Origin of the sequence: Blautia sp. TM10-2 (genome assembly GCF_003480845.1) — a bacterium.
Taxonomy (GTDB): Bacteria; Bacillota; Clostridia; order Lachnospirales; family Lachnospiraceae; genus Fusicatenibacter; species Fusicatenibacter saccharivorans.
On sequence record NZ_QUJZ01000018.1, the window covers coordinates 31933 to 48329 of the forward strand.

Annotated in this window: 10 protein-coding genes, 2 tRNA genes and 1 other RNA gene; 11 read left to right on the top strand and 2 right to left on the bottom strand. The window is 50.7% G+C overall.

The genetic code is table 11. The annotated features are described in order from the left end of the window. Positions 1 to 5: 5 nt before the first annotated feature. From smc to ilvA, 3 genes are read left to right on the top strand one after another with little or no spacing between them, the layout of a single operon-like run. Complete coding sequence (gene smc / locus DXD92_RS16410) at positions 6 to 3566, top strand: chromosome segregation protein SMC (RefSeq protein WP_118594897.1); 3561 nt, start codon at positions 6 to 8, stop codon at positions 3564 to 3566. Positions 3567 to 3626: 60 nt separating this feature from the next. Next, on the top strand, positions 3627 to 4568 hold the full coding sequence (gene ftsY, locus DXD92_RS16415) for a signal recognition particle-docking protein FtsY (protein ID WP_022462735.1): 942 nt from the start codon (positions 3627 to 3629) through the stop codon (positions 4566 to 4568). A gap of 35 nt (positions 4569 to 4603) precedes the next feature. Further along, positions 4604 to 5815, top strand: a complete 1212-nt coding sequence (gene ilvA, locus DXD92_RS16420) for a threonine ammonia-lyase (protein ID WP_055219017.1) — start codon at positions 4604 to 4606, stop codon at positions 5813 to 5815. A 124-nt stretch (positions 5816 to 5939) separates the two neighbouring features. Here the strand turns inward: ilvA and DXD92_RS16425 are convergent. Both DXD92_RS16425 and DXD92_RS16430 read right to left on the bottom strand, forming a co-directional pair. Continuing rightward, a tRNA-Leu gene (locus DXD92_RS16425) sits at positions 5940 to 6024 on the bottom strand. Between the two features lie 25 nt (positions 6025 to 6049). Beyond that, positions 6050 to 6134, bottom strand: a tRNA-Leu gene (locus DXD92_RS16430). 203 nt (positions 6135 to 6337) lie between these two features. Between DXD92_RS16430 and DXD92_RS16435 the strand changes: the two genes are divergently transcribed. The 8 genes from DXD92_RS16435 (at position 6338) to DXD92_RS16470 (ending at position 16295) form a co-directional block, all read left to right on the top strand. Then, entirely contained in the window at positions 6338 to 7345 is a 1008-nt protein-coding gene (locus tag DXD92_RS16435; RefSeq protein WP_055218880.1) for a deoxyguanosinetriphosphate triphosphohydrolase, read from the top strand. Between the two features lie 16 nt (positions 7346 to 7361). Next, on the top strand, positions 7362 to 9140 hold the full coding sequence (gene dnaG, locus DXD92_RS16440) for a DNA primase (RefSeq protein ID WP_055228390.1): 1779 nt from the start codon (positions 7362 to 7364) through the stop codon (positions 9138 to 9140). A gap of 105 nt (positions 9141 to 9245) precedes the next feature. Continuing rightward, positions 9246 to 10388 (top strand): RNA polymerase sigma factor RpoD, encoded by a 1143-nt coding sequence (gene rpoD / locus DXD92_RS16445; protein ID WP_055228389.1) that lies wholly within the window; start codon positions 9246 to 9248, stop codon positions 10386 to 10388. Positions 10389 to 10410: 22 nt separating this feature from the next. Continuing rightward, positions 10411 to 11109, top strand: coding sequence for a tRNA (adenine(22)-N(1))-methyltransferase (locus tag DXD92_RS16450; protein ID WP_118594896.1), 699 nt, complete (start codon positions 10411 to 10413; stop codon positions 11107 to 11109). A gap of 118 nt (positions 11110 to 11227) precedes the next feature. Further along, entirely contained in the window at positions 11228 to 12883 is a 1656-nt protein-coding gene (locus DXD92_RS16455) for a nucleoside kinase (protein ID WP_243037597.1), read from the top strand. 91 nt (positions 12884 to 12974) lie between these two features. Further along, an RNA gene (gene rnpB / locus DXD92_RS16460) (RNase P RNA component class A) lies at positions 12975 to 13325 on the top strand. A gap of 182 nt (positions 13326 to 13507) precedes the next feature. After that, entirely contained in the window at positions 13508 to 14104 is a 597-nt protein-coding gene (locus DXD92_RS16465) for a Maf family protein (protein ID WP_117510305.1), read from the top strand. Between the two features lie 16 nt (positions 14105 to 14120). After that, complete coding sequence (locus DXD92_RS16470) at positions 14121 to 16295, top strand: M3 family oligoendopeptidase (RefSeq protein WP_118594895.1); 2175 nt, start codon at positions 14121 to 14123, stop codon at positions 16293 to 16295. Positions 16296 to 16397: the final 102 nt, after the last annotated feature.

Sequence of the window (16397 nt, forward strand, 5' to 3'; positions counted from 1 at the left end):
GAATTATGTATCTCAAATCCATTGAAATGCAGGGATTTAAGTCGTTTGCCAACAAAACCATTCTGCAGTTCCACGACGGTATTACCGGCGTTGTAGGGCCGAACGGCAGTGGAAAGAGCAATGTTGGCGATGCGGTGCGCTGGGTGCTCGGCGAACAGAGCGCCAAGCAGCTCCGCGGCGGAAATATGCAGGATGTTATTTTCTCCGGAACCGAGACGAGAAAGCCGCTCGGCTACGCGTCGGTTGCAATTACACTCGACAATTCCGACCACAAGCTGAATGTCGATTTCGAGGAAGTCACGGTGACGAGACGGCTCTACCGCTCCGGTGAGAGCGAGTATCTGATGAACGGCGCATCGTGCCGGTTAAAGGACATCAACGAGCTGTTCTACGATACCGGTATCGGAAAAGAAGGCTATTCCATCATCGGACAGGGTCAGATTGATAAGATTTTAAGTGGTAAGCCGGAAGAGCGCCGGGAGCTGTTTGACGAGGCGGCAGGAATTGTCAAATTCAAGAGAAGGAAGGCCGTGACCGAAAAGAAGCTGGCGGAAGAGCAGCAGAATCTGGTGCGCGTCAACGACATTCTCTCGGAACTGACAAGGCAGTTAGAGCCGCTGGAACGCCAGTCTGAGACGGCAAAGATTTATTTAAAGAAGAAAGAGGAATTAAAGCTCCTCGATATCAATATGTTTCTGCTCGAGATGGAGCGCATCCGGAACGATCTCGCGAAAGTAGAAGACCGGTACCGGATTACAGAAGAGCAGTTAAAGAGCACGAAAGAGGCTTTTGAGCATACGAAGCAGGAGTATGAAAAGCTGGAACAGGAGCAGGAAAAACTGGACCAGACGATTCTTTCTGCGCGCGATCAGGCGGGGGAGAATGCACTGAAACGTCAGCAGCTCGAAAACCAGATCGAGGTGTTGAACGAGCAGATTCATGCATCAGAGAGGAACAGCGACACATTAAGAGAACGTCTGGAGGCGATCCGCGCGGAGAGCCGCACAAAGACGGCAGAAAAAAATACATATCAGGCAGAAAAGGACGGGCTTCATGAAGCACTTCTTGCGTCAGAGACGGAAAAGAGTGAGAAAGAGGCCGCTCTCTCGGAATGCCAGGAGCAGATCCAGGCAGTCGAGCTGCAGAGTGAACAGGATAAGAGCGAAGTCATCGGCCTTCTGAACCAGCGGGGTTCCACGAAGGGAAAAATGCAGCGCTACGATGCGATGCTCGAGCAGATCGGCATCCGAAAGGCAGAATTAAGCCAGAGGGTGCTGCATTTAAAGACGAGCGAGTCCGAACAGAACGGGCAGATGGAAGAACTGCAGAACGCGTTTGAAGCGCTCGAAGAGACGGTAAGCAGCCTGAAACAGCAGTACCAGGAGGCAGATCAGAAGATTACCGCGCTGACGGCGGATCTCTCGAACCAGACGAAAGAGATGGAAGCCGGCCAGACCAATTACCACAGAGAAGCGTCAAGGCTCGAATCCTTAAAGAACATCACCGAGCGGTACGACGGCTATGGAAACAGTATTCGGAAGGTCATGGAGCAGAAAGACCGGAATCCCGGCATCCACGGCGTTGTGGCGGATCTTCTGCAGGCGGAGAAAAAGTACGAGACGGCGATCGAGACCGCACTTGGCGGCAGCATTCAGAATATTGTCACCGACAATGAGGCGACGGCGAAATACCTGATTGAATACCTGAAACGGGGCCATTTCGGCCGTGCGACGTTCCTTCCGCTCACCAGTATGCGCGGGAAAAAAACGCAGGTGAATGAGGATGCGGCAAGAGAAACTGGTGTGCTCGGTGTGGCAAATGCACTTGTTTCGTACGACCCGGTGTATGAGGGCCTTGTGGCACAGCTGCTTGGAAGAACGCTGGTGGTCGACACGATCGACCATGCCATTGTGATCCAGCGGAAATACCGTCAGACGCTCCGCATGGTAACCCTCGAGGGCGAGCTCTTGAGCCCGGGCGGTTCCATGACAGGAGGTTCGTTCCGGAACAACAGCAACCTGCTCGGAAGACGGCGTGAGATTGAGGAACTCGAAAAGAGCGTACAGGGTCTTGCGAAGGAACTGCGGGAAATCCAGCAGGAACTTGAAGAGAAGAAAAATAAGCGGAATGAAATCCGCGATCTCCGCACCGAGCTGAATGAAAAACTGCAGCGGCAGTACATCGAGCAGAATACGGTGCGCCTGAATCTGGAAAAAGCGCGCGAGAAAAAGACGGAAATCCGTCTGGATTTTGAAGCGCTTCAGAAGGAGAGTCTCGAGATTGAAAATCAGATCGCCGAGATTGAGCGGAACCGGAAAGTCATCGGTCAGGAAATGCAGGAATCGGTGGAGCGGGAAAGCACGCTACAGGAGAATATCCAGAAGGCACAGGAGGCGCTTACAGGGCTTCGCCGCCGGGAAGCAGAATATACGAAGGATCTTGAAGAAATCCGGTTAAATTACGCAAATCTGTCCCAGAAGGATGGATTCCTTGCCCAGAACATCCGCCGTCTTGAGGAAGAGACGGGAAAACTGGAAGCGGAAAGCCGCACCATGCTGGAAAAAGCGGCGGAGGAAAAAGACGATGTCAAAAGGAAACAGCAGGACATCGTGGAGATCCAGAAGACGATTGCAGCAGCAGTGCAGGCAAAAGAAGAGGAAGACCGCCGGATTGTGGAACTGCAGGAGAAAAAAGAAGCATTAAGCGCAGATCACAAAGAATTTTTCGAGAAGCGGGATCAGCTCTCCGACCAGATTTCCCTGATGGACAAAGAGTGCTTCCGTCTGAACAGCCAGAAAGAAAAGCTGGAGGAGACAAAAGAGGCACAGACCTCGTATCTCTGGGAAGAGTACGAAGTGACACCGGGCCACGCAAGAGAGTTCCAGATGGAGGAGATTCCGGAGCGCAGTGAATTAAAGCGGCGTGTGCTGGAAGTAAAAGATGCGATCCGGAAGCTTGGCTCTGTCAATGTGAATGCGATTGAGGAGTACAAAGAGATTTCGGAGCGCCACGCCTTTCTCGATGCACAGCACACCGATCTTGTCAAGGCGGCAGAGACACTGCAGGGCATCATCGATGAGCTGGATGCCGGTATGCGCAAGCAGTTCACGGAAAAATTCGAGGAGATCCGGAAAGAGTTTGACCGCGTGTTCCGCCAGCTGTTCGGCGGCGGAAAGGGAACGCTGGAACTCGAGGAGGACACGGATGTACTCGAGGCAGGTATCCGCATCATTTCCCAGCCGCCGGGAAAGAAACTGCAGAATATGATGCAGCTCTCCGGAGGCGAGAAGGCACTGACCGCGATTGCGCTGCTTTTTGCAATCCAGAACTTAAAGCCGTCCCCGTTCTGTTTACTTGACGAGATCGAGGCGGCGCTCGACGATTCCAACGTAACGCGTTTTGCACAGTATCTGCATAAGCTGACAAAAAATACCCAGTTCATCGTCATCACCCACAGGCGCGGTACGATGACGGCGGCAGACCGTCTGTACGGCATCACGATGCAGGAGAAGGGTGTTTCTACCCTTGTTTCTGTCGATTTGATCGAGGGAGAACTGGACAAATAGAAACGAATAAGATACAATACGAAAGAAGTAAGATAGAAAAGATAAAGGGAGGCGAACGGTATGGCGGAGGAGAAAGTAGGCTTTTTCAAACGTCTTGTCAACGGTCTGACGAAGACCCGAGACAGCATTGTAGCTGGAATTGATTCTATTTTCAGCGGCTATTCCAATATTGATGACGATTTTTATGAGGAGATCGAGGAGATTCTCGTCATGGGAGATATCGGCATCAATACAACGACCAAAATTATTGACCACTTAAAAGAGCGGGTGGCAGAAGAGCACATTACCGATCCGGCAGAGTGCAAACAGCTTCTGATCGAGAGCATCAAAAAACAGATGGATGTAGGCGATACAGCCTATGAATTTGAAAACCGGAAATCGGTAGTGCTGGTGATCGGTGTCAATGGAGTCGGAAAAACGACCTCCGTCGGAAAGCTGGCCGGCCTTCTGAAGGATCAGGGCAAAAAGGTTGTTCTTGCGGCAGCAGATACGTTCCGTGCAGCGGCAGGCGAGCAGCTCACGGAGTGGGCGCACCGCGCCGGCGTGGATATCATCGGCGGACAGAACGGAGCAGATCCGGCGTCCATCGTGTACGATGCAGTCGCAGCGGCAAAAGCCAGAAATGCGGATGTGCTGATCTGTGATACGGCAGGAAGACTTCACAACAAGAAGAACCTGATGGAAGAGCTCCACAAGATTTACCGGATTCTGGAAAAAGAGTACCCAGAGGCATACCTGGAAACGCTGGTGGTGCTGGATGGTACCACGGGCCAGAATGCGCTGCAGCAGGCAAGACAGTTTGCGGAAGTGGCAAATGTCACCGGTATCATTCTGACGAAGCTGGACGGAACTGCAAAGGGCGGTATCGCCGTTGCCATCCAGTCCGAGCTTGATATTCCGGTCAAATACATCGGCGTGGGCGAGAGCATCCACGATCTGCAGAAATTTGATGCAGACCAGTTTGTAAATGCACTGTTCCATACATCCGAAGAGAATGCTTAAAAAGACAACAAGGAGAAAAGACTATGGCAGAAGAAATGCTGACACTCCCGAAATTTGAGGAAGCGTCTGAAATTGTAAAAAAAGTAACACAGGAGACCAAACTGGTTTACAGCAAATATTTCAGCGAGCAGACGGGAAATAAAGTCTACTTAAAACCGGAAAATATGCAGCTGACCGGCGCCTATAAGCTGCGCGGTGCCTATTACAAAATCAGCACCTTAAGTGAAGAGGAGCGCGCAAAAGGACTGATCACCGCATCTGCAGGAAACCATGCACAGGGCGTTGCGTATGCGGCAAAATGCTACGGTGCAAAGGCTGTCATTGTGATGCCGACGACCACACCGCTCATCAAAGTAGAGCGTACCCAGAGCTACGGCGCTGAGGTTGTTCTGTACGGAGATGTGTACGATGAGGCATGTGCAAAAGCATACGAGCTTGCAGCAGAGCATGGCTATACCTTTATTCACCCGTTCGATGATCTGACCGTTGCAACCGGCCAGGGAACCATCGCTATGGAAGTGATTCAGGAGCTTCCGCTCGTAGATTATATCCTTGTTCCGATCGGAGGAGGCGGACTGGCTACCGGTGTTTCCACACTGGCAAAACTGCTGAAACCAAACATCAAAGTCATCGGTGTTGAGCCGTCCGGAGCAGCCTGTATGAAGGCTTCTTTTGAAAAAGGCGAGGTAACGACCGTATCTCCTGTCAGCACAATTGCAGACGGTACTGCAGTACAGACACCGGGATCCAAGATTTTCCCGTATGTAAGACAGAACCTGGACGAGATCATTACCGTGGATGATGATGAGCTGATCGTAGCATTTCTTGATATGGTAGAAAACCACAAGATGATCGTCGAGAACTCCGGTCTTCTGACTGTGGCTGCATTAAAGCATCTGGATGTCAAAGGCAAAAAGATTGTTTCGATCTTAAGCGGCGGAAATATGGACGTCATCACCATGTCTTCCGTGATCCAGAACGGACTGATCCAGAGAGACCGTATCTTTACTGTATCCGTTCTTCTGCCGGATAAACCAGGCGAGCTGGTACGCGTTTCCCAGGTGATTGCAAACGAGAACGGAAACGTCATCAAACTGGACCACAACCAGTTCTTCACAACGAACAGAAGTGCTGCAGTAGAGCTCCGCATCACAATGGAGGCATTCGGCACCGATCACAAGAATCGTATCGTCAAAGCACTGGAAGAGGCAGGCTATACACCGAAGATTGTAAGACCGAATCTGTAAGAATAAAAATTGCAGAGAAAATTCTGAAAAAAGGAAAAATAAAAATCAGAGGAGATCCGAAAAAGAATTTCCTCTGATTTTTTTGAGAAGGAAAAAACCCTTGCATGCACAAGGGTTCTCATTCTGCGGAAGATGGGACTTGAACCCACACGATCGCAATGACCACCAGATCCTTAGTCTGGCCTGTCTGCCAATTCCAGCACTTCCGCATGTTATGTAGTTTTTTAAATTTCATGCGGAAGATGGGACTTGAACCCACACGATCGCAATGACCACCAGATCCTTAGTCTGGCCTGTCTGCCAATTCCAGCACTTCCGCATGTTCTTTAAGTTTTTGTCATCTCGCTGACGACAAGATGTATTATAGCACCAGAGTTGTAAGCCGTCAACACTTTTTTTGAAAAAATTTGAAAAATTTGAAAAATAAAAAAGGAAATCGGAATCGGGCACCGAATATAGGAAATAGGAGGACAATGAAAAGAACTGTTACAGGCATATTACCGGGAAAGAGGTGGTCTTCGTTTGAACTTGAGAGAATCGTTTGAAGAACGGGAATTTCAGGAGCTGAGTCCTTATGCGGCGCACAGCCGGAATTCCAGAGGAAGGGACCGATATGAACCGGAGTGTGACATCCGCACCGTCTACCAGAGAGACCGGGACCGGATTCTCCACTCCAAAGCCTTTCGCAGGATGAAAGACAAAACACAGGTGTTTCTCGCTGCGCAGGGCGATCATTACCGGACCCGCCTGACGCACACACTCGAGGTGTCCCAGATTGCCCGCACGATTGCGCGGGCGCTGAATCTGAATGAGGATCTGACCGAAGCCATTGCGCTTGGCCACGATCTCGGACACACGCCGTTTGGCCATTCCGGGGAAGCGGCGCTCAATGCGGTGCATCCCGGGGGCTTCCGCCACGCGGAACAGAGCGTCCGTGTCGTGGAGGTTCTAGAAAAGGAAGGACAGGGCCTGAACCTGACCTGGGAAGTGCGGGATGGAATTCTGAACCACCGCACGGCGGGAAAGCCGTCGACCCTGGAGGGACAGGTTGTGCGTCTCTGCGACAAGATCGCCTACATCCACCACGATATGGACGATGCCATCCGTGCCGGCATTTTAAGCGAGGATGACATCCCGATTACGATCCGCGTCGTCCTTGGCGATACATGCCGCGAGCGGCTCAATACGCTGATCCACGACATTGTGGAGCAGAGCCGCGGAACGGAGTATGTGCGCCAGTCGGCGGAGATTGCCGAGGGCATGCGCATGCTGCGGGAGTTGATGTTCGCGAACGTCTACCGCAACCCGGAGGCGAAAAAAGAGGAGGAGAAGGCAAAAAAGATGCTGATTTCCCTCTACACCTACTACCAGGAGCACCCGGAACAGATGTCCCGCGAGTACCGGAATCTGATCGGGTGCGGCGAGGACAAGACACAGGTAGTATGCGATTACATTGCCGGTATGACCGATCAGTATTCCATGCACAAATACGAGGAGCTGTTCGTGCCGAAAGCCTGGGCGGTTTATTAGATACAGGGAGGAAAAAATGCGATATTCCGATGATTTAGTGGAAGAGATTCGTATGAAAAATGACATCGTAGATGTGATATCCGGCTACGTAAAGCTGACAAGAAGAGGAAGCTCTTACTTCGGGCTCTGCCCTTTCCACAATGAGAAGTCCCCTTCCTTTTCCGTCAGCCCAGGAAAGCAGATGTATTACTGCTTCGGATGCGGAGCCGGAGGAAATGTTTTCACATTTTTGATGGAATACGAAAACTTCACGTTTGTGGAAGCCTTGAAATTTCTGGCCGACCGGGCCGGGGTGGAGCTTCCGCAGATGGAGTATTCGAAAGAAGCAAAGGAGCAGGCGGATTTAAAGAACACGCTGCTGGAAATCAACAAACAGGCGGCGAAATTCTATTATTACCAGCTCCACACCGAACGCGGAAAACAGGGCTACGATTACCTGAAGGGGCGCGGCCTTTCGGATGATACGATTCGAAAATTCGGCCTTGGCTATTCAGATAAGTATGGAAGCCTGCTGTACCGTTTCTTAAAAGAAAAAGGGTATGACGATGAAATCCTGCGTCAGTCGGGCCTTTTTCTGGCGGACGAGGTGCATGGCATGCAGGACAAGTTCTGGAACCGTGTCATTTACCCGATCATGGATGCCAACAGCCGTGTCATCGGCTTCGGAGGCCGTGTGATGGGGGATGGAAAGCCGAAATACCTGAATTCGCCGGAGACAAAGATTTTCGATAAGAGCCGCAATCTCTACGGGCTGCATCTGGCGCGCTCTTCACGGAGAAAAAATCTGATTATCTGCGAGGGCTATATGGACGTCATCTCCATGCACCAGGCAGGATTCAATAACGCGGTAGCTTCTCTTGGAACAGCACTCACATCGCTGCAGGCGGGGCTGATGAAACGGTATACCGACGAGGTTCTTGTGATCTATGACAGCGATGAGGCAGGCGTCAAAGCGGCGCTTCGTGCGATTCCGATGCTCAAAGGGGTTGGTCTTACAACGCGTGTCGTCAATTTGAGACCGTATAAGGACCCGGATGAGTTTATCCAGCACGAGGGCTGCGAAGCGTTCGAAAAACGTCTGGAAGAGGCGGAGAACAGCGTTTTGTATGAGATCCGCATGAAGGAACGCGATTTCGACCTTGCCGACCCGCAGGGCAAATCCGATTTCCTGCATGAGGCGGTGCGTCGTCTCGTTGCAATCGAGGATGAGATCGAGCGGAACAGTTATCTTGAGGCAGTGGCAGGAAAATACGGGATTGCCGTCGAAGTACTGCGAAAGCAGGTCGGTCAGATGGCACTATCAGGAGCCGGAAGGACGGAGCGTGTCAAGCCGCGGAATACAGCCGCAAACAAAAAAGAGAAAGAGGGCGGTGTCGAAAAAGCACAGAAGCTGATGCTGACATGGATGACCTCTTATCCGGCGCTCATTGGAAAACTGGAAAAATATATTACGCCGGAGGATTTTACCACACCTCTTTACCGCCAGATTGCAGAGATGATTGTGCTGCAGTATCACGAGGGCGGGGTGAATCCGGCAAAGCTTTTGAATCAGTTTGTTGATTCCGAGGAGCAGAAAGAAGTTGCAGGCCTTTTTAATGCCAGAATCCCGCTGGAGACAGAGGAGGAAAAACGGCGCGCGCTGCATGATGTGATCTGCAATATGAAAGAAAACAGCATTGCGTATCAGTCGGCACATATGAATGTGACCGATATGGCGGCGCTGCAGAAGCTGATGGCGGACAAAAAGAGCCTGGAGCGGTGGAAAGCAGGGGAACTTCCGGATTTCGCTTTTTAAGGAGGCCTGGATACCAAAGAAAAACCCTGGAATCTTCTGTTCTGCGTGTTTAATTTCGCAGGGCAGGGACAGAATATATACAAGCTATGGAAGGATGGACAGTCAATGGAGTTCGATAAAGCAAAATTTATGGAAAAATTAAAAGAGCTGGTAGCATACGGCAAAAAGAAAAAGAGCGTCCTGGAATATCAGGAAATCAACGACTTTTTCCGCGATATGCCGCTGGATGCGGAGCAGATGGAGAAGGTATTTGAATACCTGGAGGCAAGCGGTATCGACGTACTGCGCCTCTCCGATATGACCGAGGATCCAAATGCGGCAGACCGCGATCTTCTCCTTCTGGACGACGATGACATCGACCTTTCCGAGGAAGAAGAGATCGATATGGAAAACATCGACCTTTCCGTTCCGGAAGGCATCAGCATTGAGGACCCGGTCCGCATGTACTTAAAAGAGATCGGTAAAGTGCCGCTTCTTTCCGCAGAGGAAGAGATCAAGCTGGCACAGAGAATGGAAGAGGGCGATGAGGATGCGAAAAAACGTCTGGCAGAGGCCAACCTTCGTCTCGTTGTTTCCATTGCAAAACGTTATGTCGGCCGCGGCATGCTGTTCCTGGATCTGATTCAGGAAGGTAACTTAGGCCTCATCAAAGCGGTTGAAAAATTCGATTACCGCAAGGGATACAAATTCTCCACCTATGCAACATGGTGGATCCGCCAGGCAATCACAAGAGCGATTGCAGACCAGGCGAGAACGATCCGTATTCCGGTTCATATGGTAGAGACCATCAACAAGCTGATCCGCGTTTCCCGTCAGTTACTGCAGGAGTTAGGCCGCGAACCTACTCCGGAAGAGATCGCAGAGGAGATGCACATGTCTGTAGAGCGTGTGCGTGAGATCCTGAAAATCTCCCAGGAACCGGTTTCACTCGAGACACCAATCGGTGAGGAAGAGGACAGCCACCTCGGTGACTTCATCCAGGACGACAATGTGCCGGTACCGGCAGACGCGGCAGCATTCACCATGCTGAAAGAGCAGCTGGAGGATGTCTTAAGCACACTGACCGACCGTGAGCAGAAGGTTCTGCGTCTCCGTTTCGGACTTGACGATGGCCGTGCGAGAACCCTCGAAGAGGTTGGTAAAGAGTTCAACGTTACAAGAGAGCGTATCCGTCAGATTGAGGCGAAAGCGCTTCGAAAGCTCCGCCATCCGAGTCGTTCCAGAAAACTCAAAGATTATCTGGACTAAGTTTTCAGTCAGGAGAAAAGACATGCAGTTATCAAAAAGACTTTCCGCGGTAGCGGAGTTTGTCACCCCGGGCGGCTGCCTGGTCGATGTGGGAACAGATCACGGCTATGTGCCGATTGCGCTGCTGGAACAGAAGAAGATTTCCTCCGCAATCGCCATGGATGTGAACCGCGGACCGTTAGAACGGGCCAGGGAGCATATCACGCAGTATAACATGGGGGACTACATAGAAACACGGCTTTCCGATGGCCTTCATGCCCTGCAGGCGGGGGAGGGGGATTCTCTCCTCATCGCGGGCATGGGCGGCGGGCTCACCGTAAGGATTTTAAGTGAGGGTGAGCCGCTGCTGTCCGGCTTTGGTGAGCTGATTCTGGAGCCGCAGTCAGATATCGACCGCGTGCGCGCATGGCTGCTGGAGCACGGATTTTACCTTGCACAGGAGAATTTCGTGGAGGAGGATGGAAAATACTATCCGATTCTGCGGGCAGTGCATGGGGAAAAGGAAGATCTGAAGGCGGAGGAGCTTTTCTATGGACCACGTCTTCTGGAAAACCAGAATCCGGTGCTGTTGGAATATCTGCAGAAGCAGCAGAACCAGAACAGAATGCTGATCGGCCAGCTCTCTGGCAATCCGGGGGAGAAGGCGACACAGAGGCTTTGTGAATTAAAAGAAAAAGAGGCAATACTGGAATCTGCGCTTGCGCGGTTCCATACGATGTAACGACAGCGTTTTATCATGAGGAGGCGTGTCTGAAAATTTCAGGTTTTATAATTTTCGGGCGCGCCTTCGTTTTTACTTCTGAATTTTCAGAAAGTTTTGCAAAAAGGAGGAATTACAAGTGATTCAGGTAACAATTGATGGAAAGAAATATGAATATCCGGAAAATTGCTCTTATTATGAGATTGCAAAAGATTTTGAGAAAACGATGGATGCTCCGATTGTCCTGGTGAAGGTGGACGGACGGCTGAGGGAGCTGCACAAGCAGCTGAAAAAAGACTGTGAACTGGAATTTGTGACGACGAAGGATGAGATCGGACATAAAACGTATCAGAGGAGTCTTTCTCTTCTGCTGGTAAAAGCGGTGTATCATGTGGGAGGCTACGATAAGATCCGCCATGTGATGCTGCATTTTTCGGCGGGTTCGGGCTTTTTCTACACGGTGGACGGCGATATCACGCTGAATCAGGAGTTTTTGGACGAAGTAAAAGCGTATATGCATGAACAGGTGGAAAAGGCGGTGCCGATTTATAAGCGGAGTGTCGATACGCACGAGGCGAGAGAACGGTTCCGGCTGCATGGCATGACGGATAAAGACCGCTTGTTCCGTTACCGCCGTGTCTCCCGTGTGAATCTGTACAGTCTCGGGGATTTTGAAGACTATTATTATGGATTTATGACGTATGATACGAGTTATCTGAAGTATTTTGATCTCTATTTATACGATGACGGCTTTGTGCTGCAGATGCCGGAGAAAAAGGCGCCGGAGACGGTGCCGGCGGCGAATCTCTCCCCGAAGGTGTTCCAGGTGCAGCGGGAATCGGAGCGCTGGGGTGAGCAGATGGGAATTTCCACGGTTGCCGACTTAAATGAACGCATCACGAAGGGCAATATTCAGCAGATGATGCTGATTGCGGAGGCGCTGCAGGAGCAGAAGATTGCGAAGATTGCGGAGCAGATTGCGGAAAGAAAGCAGGTTAAATTTGTGCTGATTGCGGGGCCGTCTTCCTCCGGAAAGACAACGTTCTGCAACCGGCTTTCCATCCAGCTTTCAGCGCATGGTCTGACGCCGCATCCGATCAGCCTTGATAATTACTATGTGAACCGGGTAGATACGCCGCGGGATGAAAACGGCGATTATGATTTTGAATGCCTGGAAGCACTGGATATCGAGCTTTTGAATCGGGATATGACAGCACTTTTGAACGGAGAGCGTGTGGAACTGCCGTATTTTAATTTTAAGACGGGCAAGCGCGAGTACAAGGGGAATTTTATTCAGATGAAGGAGACCGATGTGCTGGTGCTGGAGGGGATTCACGGGCTGAATGAAAAACTGACGTGGTCGCTTCCTTCGGAAAGTAAATTCCGGATTTATATCAGTGCGCTGACGCAGATTAATGTGGATGAGCACAACCGGATTCCGACGACGGATGGCCGGCTGATCCGGCGTATGGTGCGTGACAGCCGGACACGGGCGACGTCGGCGAAGGAGACGATTGCGATGTGGCCGTCGGTGCGCCGCGGGGAAGATCGTAATATTTTCCCGAATCAGGAGAAGGCGGATGTGATGTTCAATTCAGCGCTGGTGTATGAGCTTTCGGTGCTGAAGCTGTATGCGGAGCCGCTTTTGTTCCAGATTGAGGAGGGAGAGCCGGAATACCAGGAGGCAAAGCGGCTGCTGAAGTTTTTGGATTATTTTGTCGGAGTGCCGATTGAGGATATTCCCAAGAATTCGATTCTGCGGGAGTTTGTGGGGGGAAGCTGCTTTGATGTATGAGAGGCTGCTTTGCGGGATCTGTGATTTGGGGGATGGACAACAGAGAAAGTTTGTGATATGATTATTAACTGTCTGATGTTCCGTTTTTGACAAAGTAAGATATGTAATCGCGGCTGGCAGGACCGAAAGGGGCCAGGTGAGGAAAGTCCGGGCTTCGCAGGGCAGGATGCCGGATAACGTCCGGCGGAGGCGACTCCAGGGATAGTGCAACAGAGAGATACCGCCAGGTTTTTTCTGGTAAGGGTGGAAAGGCAGTGTAAGAGACTACCGTTTCTCTGGTAACAGAGAAAGCCATGTAAACCCCATCCGAAGCAAGACCGAATAGAAAACGTATATGGCTGCCCGTCATGTTTTCAGGTGGGTCGCTTAAGGGGACTGGCGACAGTTCCATTGGATAGATGATTACACACGACATAACCCGGCTTATCGTTTTGCTTTGCATAAGACGGAAATTCAGGCATCTGGATAAAATAAGTACGCCGGGAACGGACACGAGTGGATTGTGTTTGTTCCCGGCGTACTTATTTTATCCGGCCATCTGGCGCAAGCCGCACATTCCCGCGGACCGCTGCATGGTGTGAAAAAAATGCATGTCATGAAAGAAAAAATAAAGGAGACAGCAGGATGAAAGTGATATTGGCTTCGGGGTCACCCAGAAGAAGAGAGTTGATGGAGATGTTGGGAATACGGTGTAAGGTTCAGGCTTCAGGGGCGGAAGAAGTTGTGACGTCTGCGGAACCGGAGAAGGTTGTGGAGGAGCTTTCACGGCTGAAATGTCTGGATGTTGCGGAGATTACCGAAGGGGATGCCGTTGTGATCGGGGCGGATACGGTTGTGGCTTTTGAAGGGGAGATCCTTGGCAAGCCGAAAGGGATAGAACATGCCAGAAGCATGATGCAGCAGTTGCAGGGAAGGGTGCATCAGGTGTATACTGGAGTTACGATTGCGGTAACAGAGGGGGACGCAAAGCGTGTGGTATCGTTCTGTGACCGTACAGATGTAGAGTTTTATGCGATGACAGAGGAGGAGATAAACGGGTATCTTGCTCTTGAGAAAGAGGGGGAGGCTCCTGTGTGGTCGGATAAGGCTGGAGGATACGGAATTCAGACGGTGTTTGGGACAAAGTTTGTGAAAGGAATCCAGGGAGACTATTATAATGTGATGGGACTGCCGGCGTCCCGGGTTTATCATGAGTTGAAAAATCTGGGCGTTCTGGAATAGAAGGAGGTAAGAGAAGATGAAAAAGTTTTCGGAAATTGAATACGTAAGGCCGGACATGGAGGCAGAGCAGGAAAAAGTAAGAGCGTATACGAAGGCGCTCAAAGAGGCAAAATCATATGAGGAGCTGCGCGGACTTTTTATGGAAGAAAAAACGCGCGAGGATGCCTGGGCGACAATGGCGGAAGTGGCGCAGGTAAGATATACGGTGGACACCAGAGATTCGTTTTATGAAGGAGAGGTTCAGTTCTGGAATGAGACGATTCCGGCGATCCATCTGCTGATACAAAAGGCAGAGAAGGTGATTCTGGAGTCTCCGTTTATCAAAGAGTTTGCAGAGGAGTTTGGGGAATTCTTTGTGAAGAATATGGAGGTTGGCCAAAAATTAGCGGACGACTGTATCGTGGAGGATCTGATCGAAGAGGCGAATCTGACGCAGCAGTACAGTAAAATTACGGCGAATGCTTCGACGAAATTTAAGGGCGAAACGTGTAATTTTTATGGACTTCTGAAGGCGATGCAGAGTACGGACCGCCAGATGCGGAAAGAGGCGATGACGGCATGGGGAGATTTGTATGAAGAGATTTCCGGGGAGCTGGATGCGCTGTATGACAAGCTGGTTCCGCTGCGCGATAAAATTGCGAAGAAGCTGGGATTTTCTTCTTACATTGAATTTATTTACCTGAGCTATGGAAGATACGATTATACGGCGGAGGATGTTGCAAGGTTCCGTGCGCAGGTGAAGGAGAAGATTGTACCGCTCTGCCTGGAGCTTCGGAAGGAGCAGGAGAAACGGCTTGGAGTGGACAGGCTGCATTATTACGATGAGGAGCTGATTTTCCCGGAAGGAAACGCGGTTCCGGAAGGAACGACGGAGGAACTGGTTGCGAAGGCGCAGAAGATGTACCATGAGCTGTCGAAAGAGACGGGTGAGTTCTTTGACTTTATGGTGGAGCATGAGCTGTTTGACCTGGAGACGAAGCCGGGAAAACAGACAGGCGGTTACTGCACATTTCTGAATACGTTCAAGGCGCCGTTCATCTTCTCCAACTTTAATGGTACGAGCGCGGACGTTGATGTTCTGACTCATGAGGCGGGCCATGCATTCGAGGCGTATACGGCGGCAAAACAGATTCCGTTTATGGATATGGTATTCCCGACAAGCGAGGTGGCGGAGATTCACTCGATGACAATGGAGCATTTCGCATACCCCTGGATGAATGCATTCTTTGGAGAGAAAGCAGATGATTACCGTTATGCGCACCTGATGAGCGCGCTGGAAGTGATTCCGTACATGGTATGTGTGGATGAGTTCCAGCATAAGGTATTTGAAAATATCGGCATGACGGCCAAGGAGCGCCGTGCGATCTGGCATCAGTTAGAGCTGACCTATATGCCATGGAGAAATTATGACGGCCACAAGTTCCTCGAGGAGGGCGGTTTCTGGATGCAGAAGCAGCATATCTTTGTGAACCCGTTCTATTATATTGATTATGCGCTGGCACAGATCTGTGCTTTCCAGTTCTTTGAGCGTTTCAAAAAAGAGCCGGAAAAGGCGTGGGGCGATTATTACCGTCTCTGCCAGGCAGGCGGAAGCAAAGGATATTTTGCACTGCTGGAGCTGGCCGGACTGAAGAATCCGTTCGTGGATGGAACGGTGGAAGAAGTCGTTGCGGGACTGAAGCCCTATTTAAAACAAAAAGTAAAGTATACGATCCGTCCGGTAAAAGAGGAAGATCTGAAAAAGGTAGCCGAGGTGGAGGCGCTATGTTTCCCGGCTGCCGAGGCGGCAGGTTATGAAGACTTCATGGAGCGGTACAAAACCTGCAAAAACAGCTTTTTTGTAGCGGAAACTGAAGATGGCGAAATCGCAGGCTTCTGCAATGGCTGCTGTGCGGATACCGATTATCTGGCGGATGCACTCTACCATGACGCCACGCTGCACAACCCGGACGGCGATTATCAGATGATTTTCGGACTGGACGTCAATCCGAAGTTCCAGAAACAGGGCATTGGAGAAGCACTGATGCGTCATATGGTAAAAAGCGCAGGAGAGCGTGACAAAAAAGCCGTTGTTCTTACATGCAAGGATCATATGATTCCATTCTACAAAAGGATCGGATACGAATATATCGAACTTTCCGACTCGACGCATGGCGGTGCAAAATGGCATAAGATGATGTACCGTTTCTAAAAAGAAATGGAAAGCAAAAAGGGCAGAACAGGGAGATACGAAATTTCTCTGTTCTGCCTTATTTTTCAAAAAAACAGGGCTCTTAACGAAGGCTTTTTCTCA

Bases quoted from the DNA above. Each gene is read 5' to 3' on its own strand.
- smc (WP_118594897.1), top strand. From the start codon at position 6: ATGTATCTCAAATCCATTGAAATGCAGGGATTTAAGTCGTTTGCCAAC.
- ftsY (WP_022462735.1), top strand. From the start codon at position 3,627: ATGGCGGAGGAGAAAGTAGGCTTTTTCAAACGTCTTGTCAACGGTCTG.
- ilvA (WP_055219017.1), top strand. From the start codon at position 4,604: ATGCTGACACTCCCGAAATTTGAGGAAGCGTCTGAAATTGTAAAAAAA.
- dnaG (WP_055228390.1), top strand. From the start codon at position 7,362: ATGCGATATTCCGATGATTTAGTGGAAGAGATTCGTATGAAAAATGAC.
- rpoD (WP_055228389.1), top strand. From the start codon at position 9,246: ATGGAGTTCGATAAAGCAAAATTTATGGAAAAATTAAAAGAGCTGGTA.
- DXD92_RS16450 (WP_118594896.1), top strand. From the start codon at position 10,411: ATGCAGTTATCAAAAAGACTTTCCGCGGTAGCGGAGTTTGTCACCCCG.
- DXD92_RS16465 (WP_117510305.1), top strand. From the start codon at position 13,508: ATGAAAGTGATATTGGCTTCGGGGTCACCCAGAAGAAGAGAGTTGATG.
- DXD92_RS16470 (WP_118594895.1), top strand. From the start codon at position 14,121: ATGAAAAAGTTTTCGGAAATTGAATACGTAAGGCCGGACATGGAGGCA.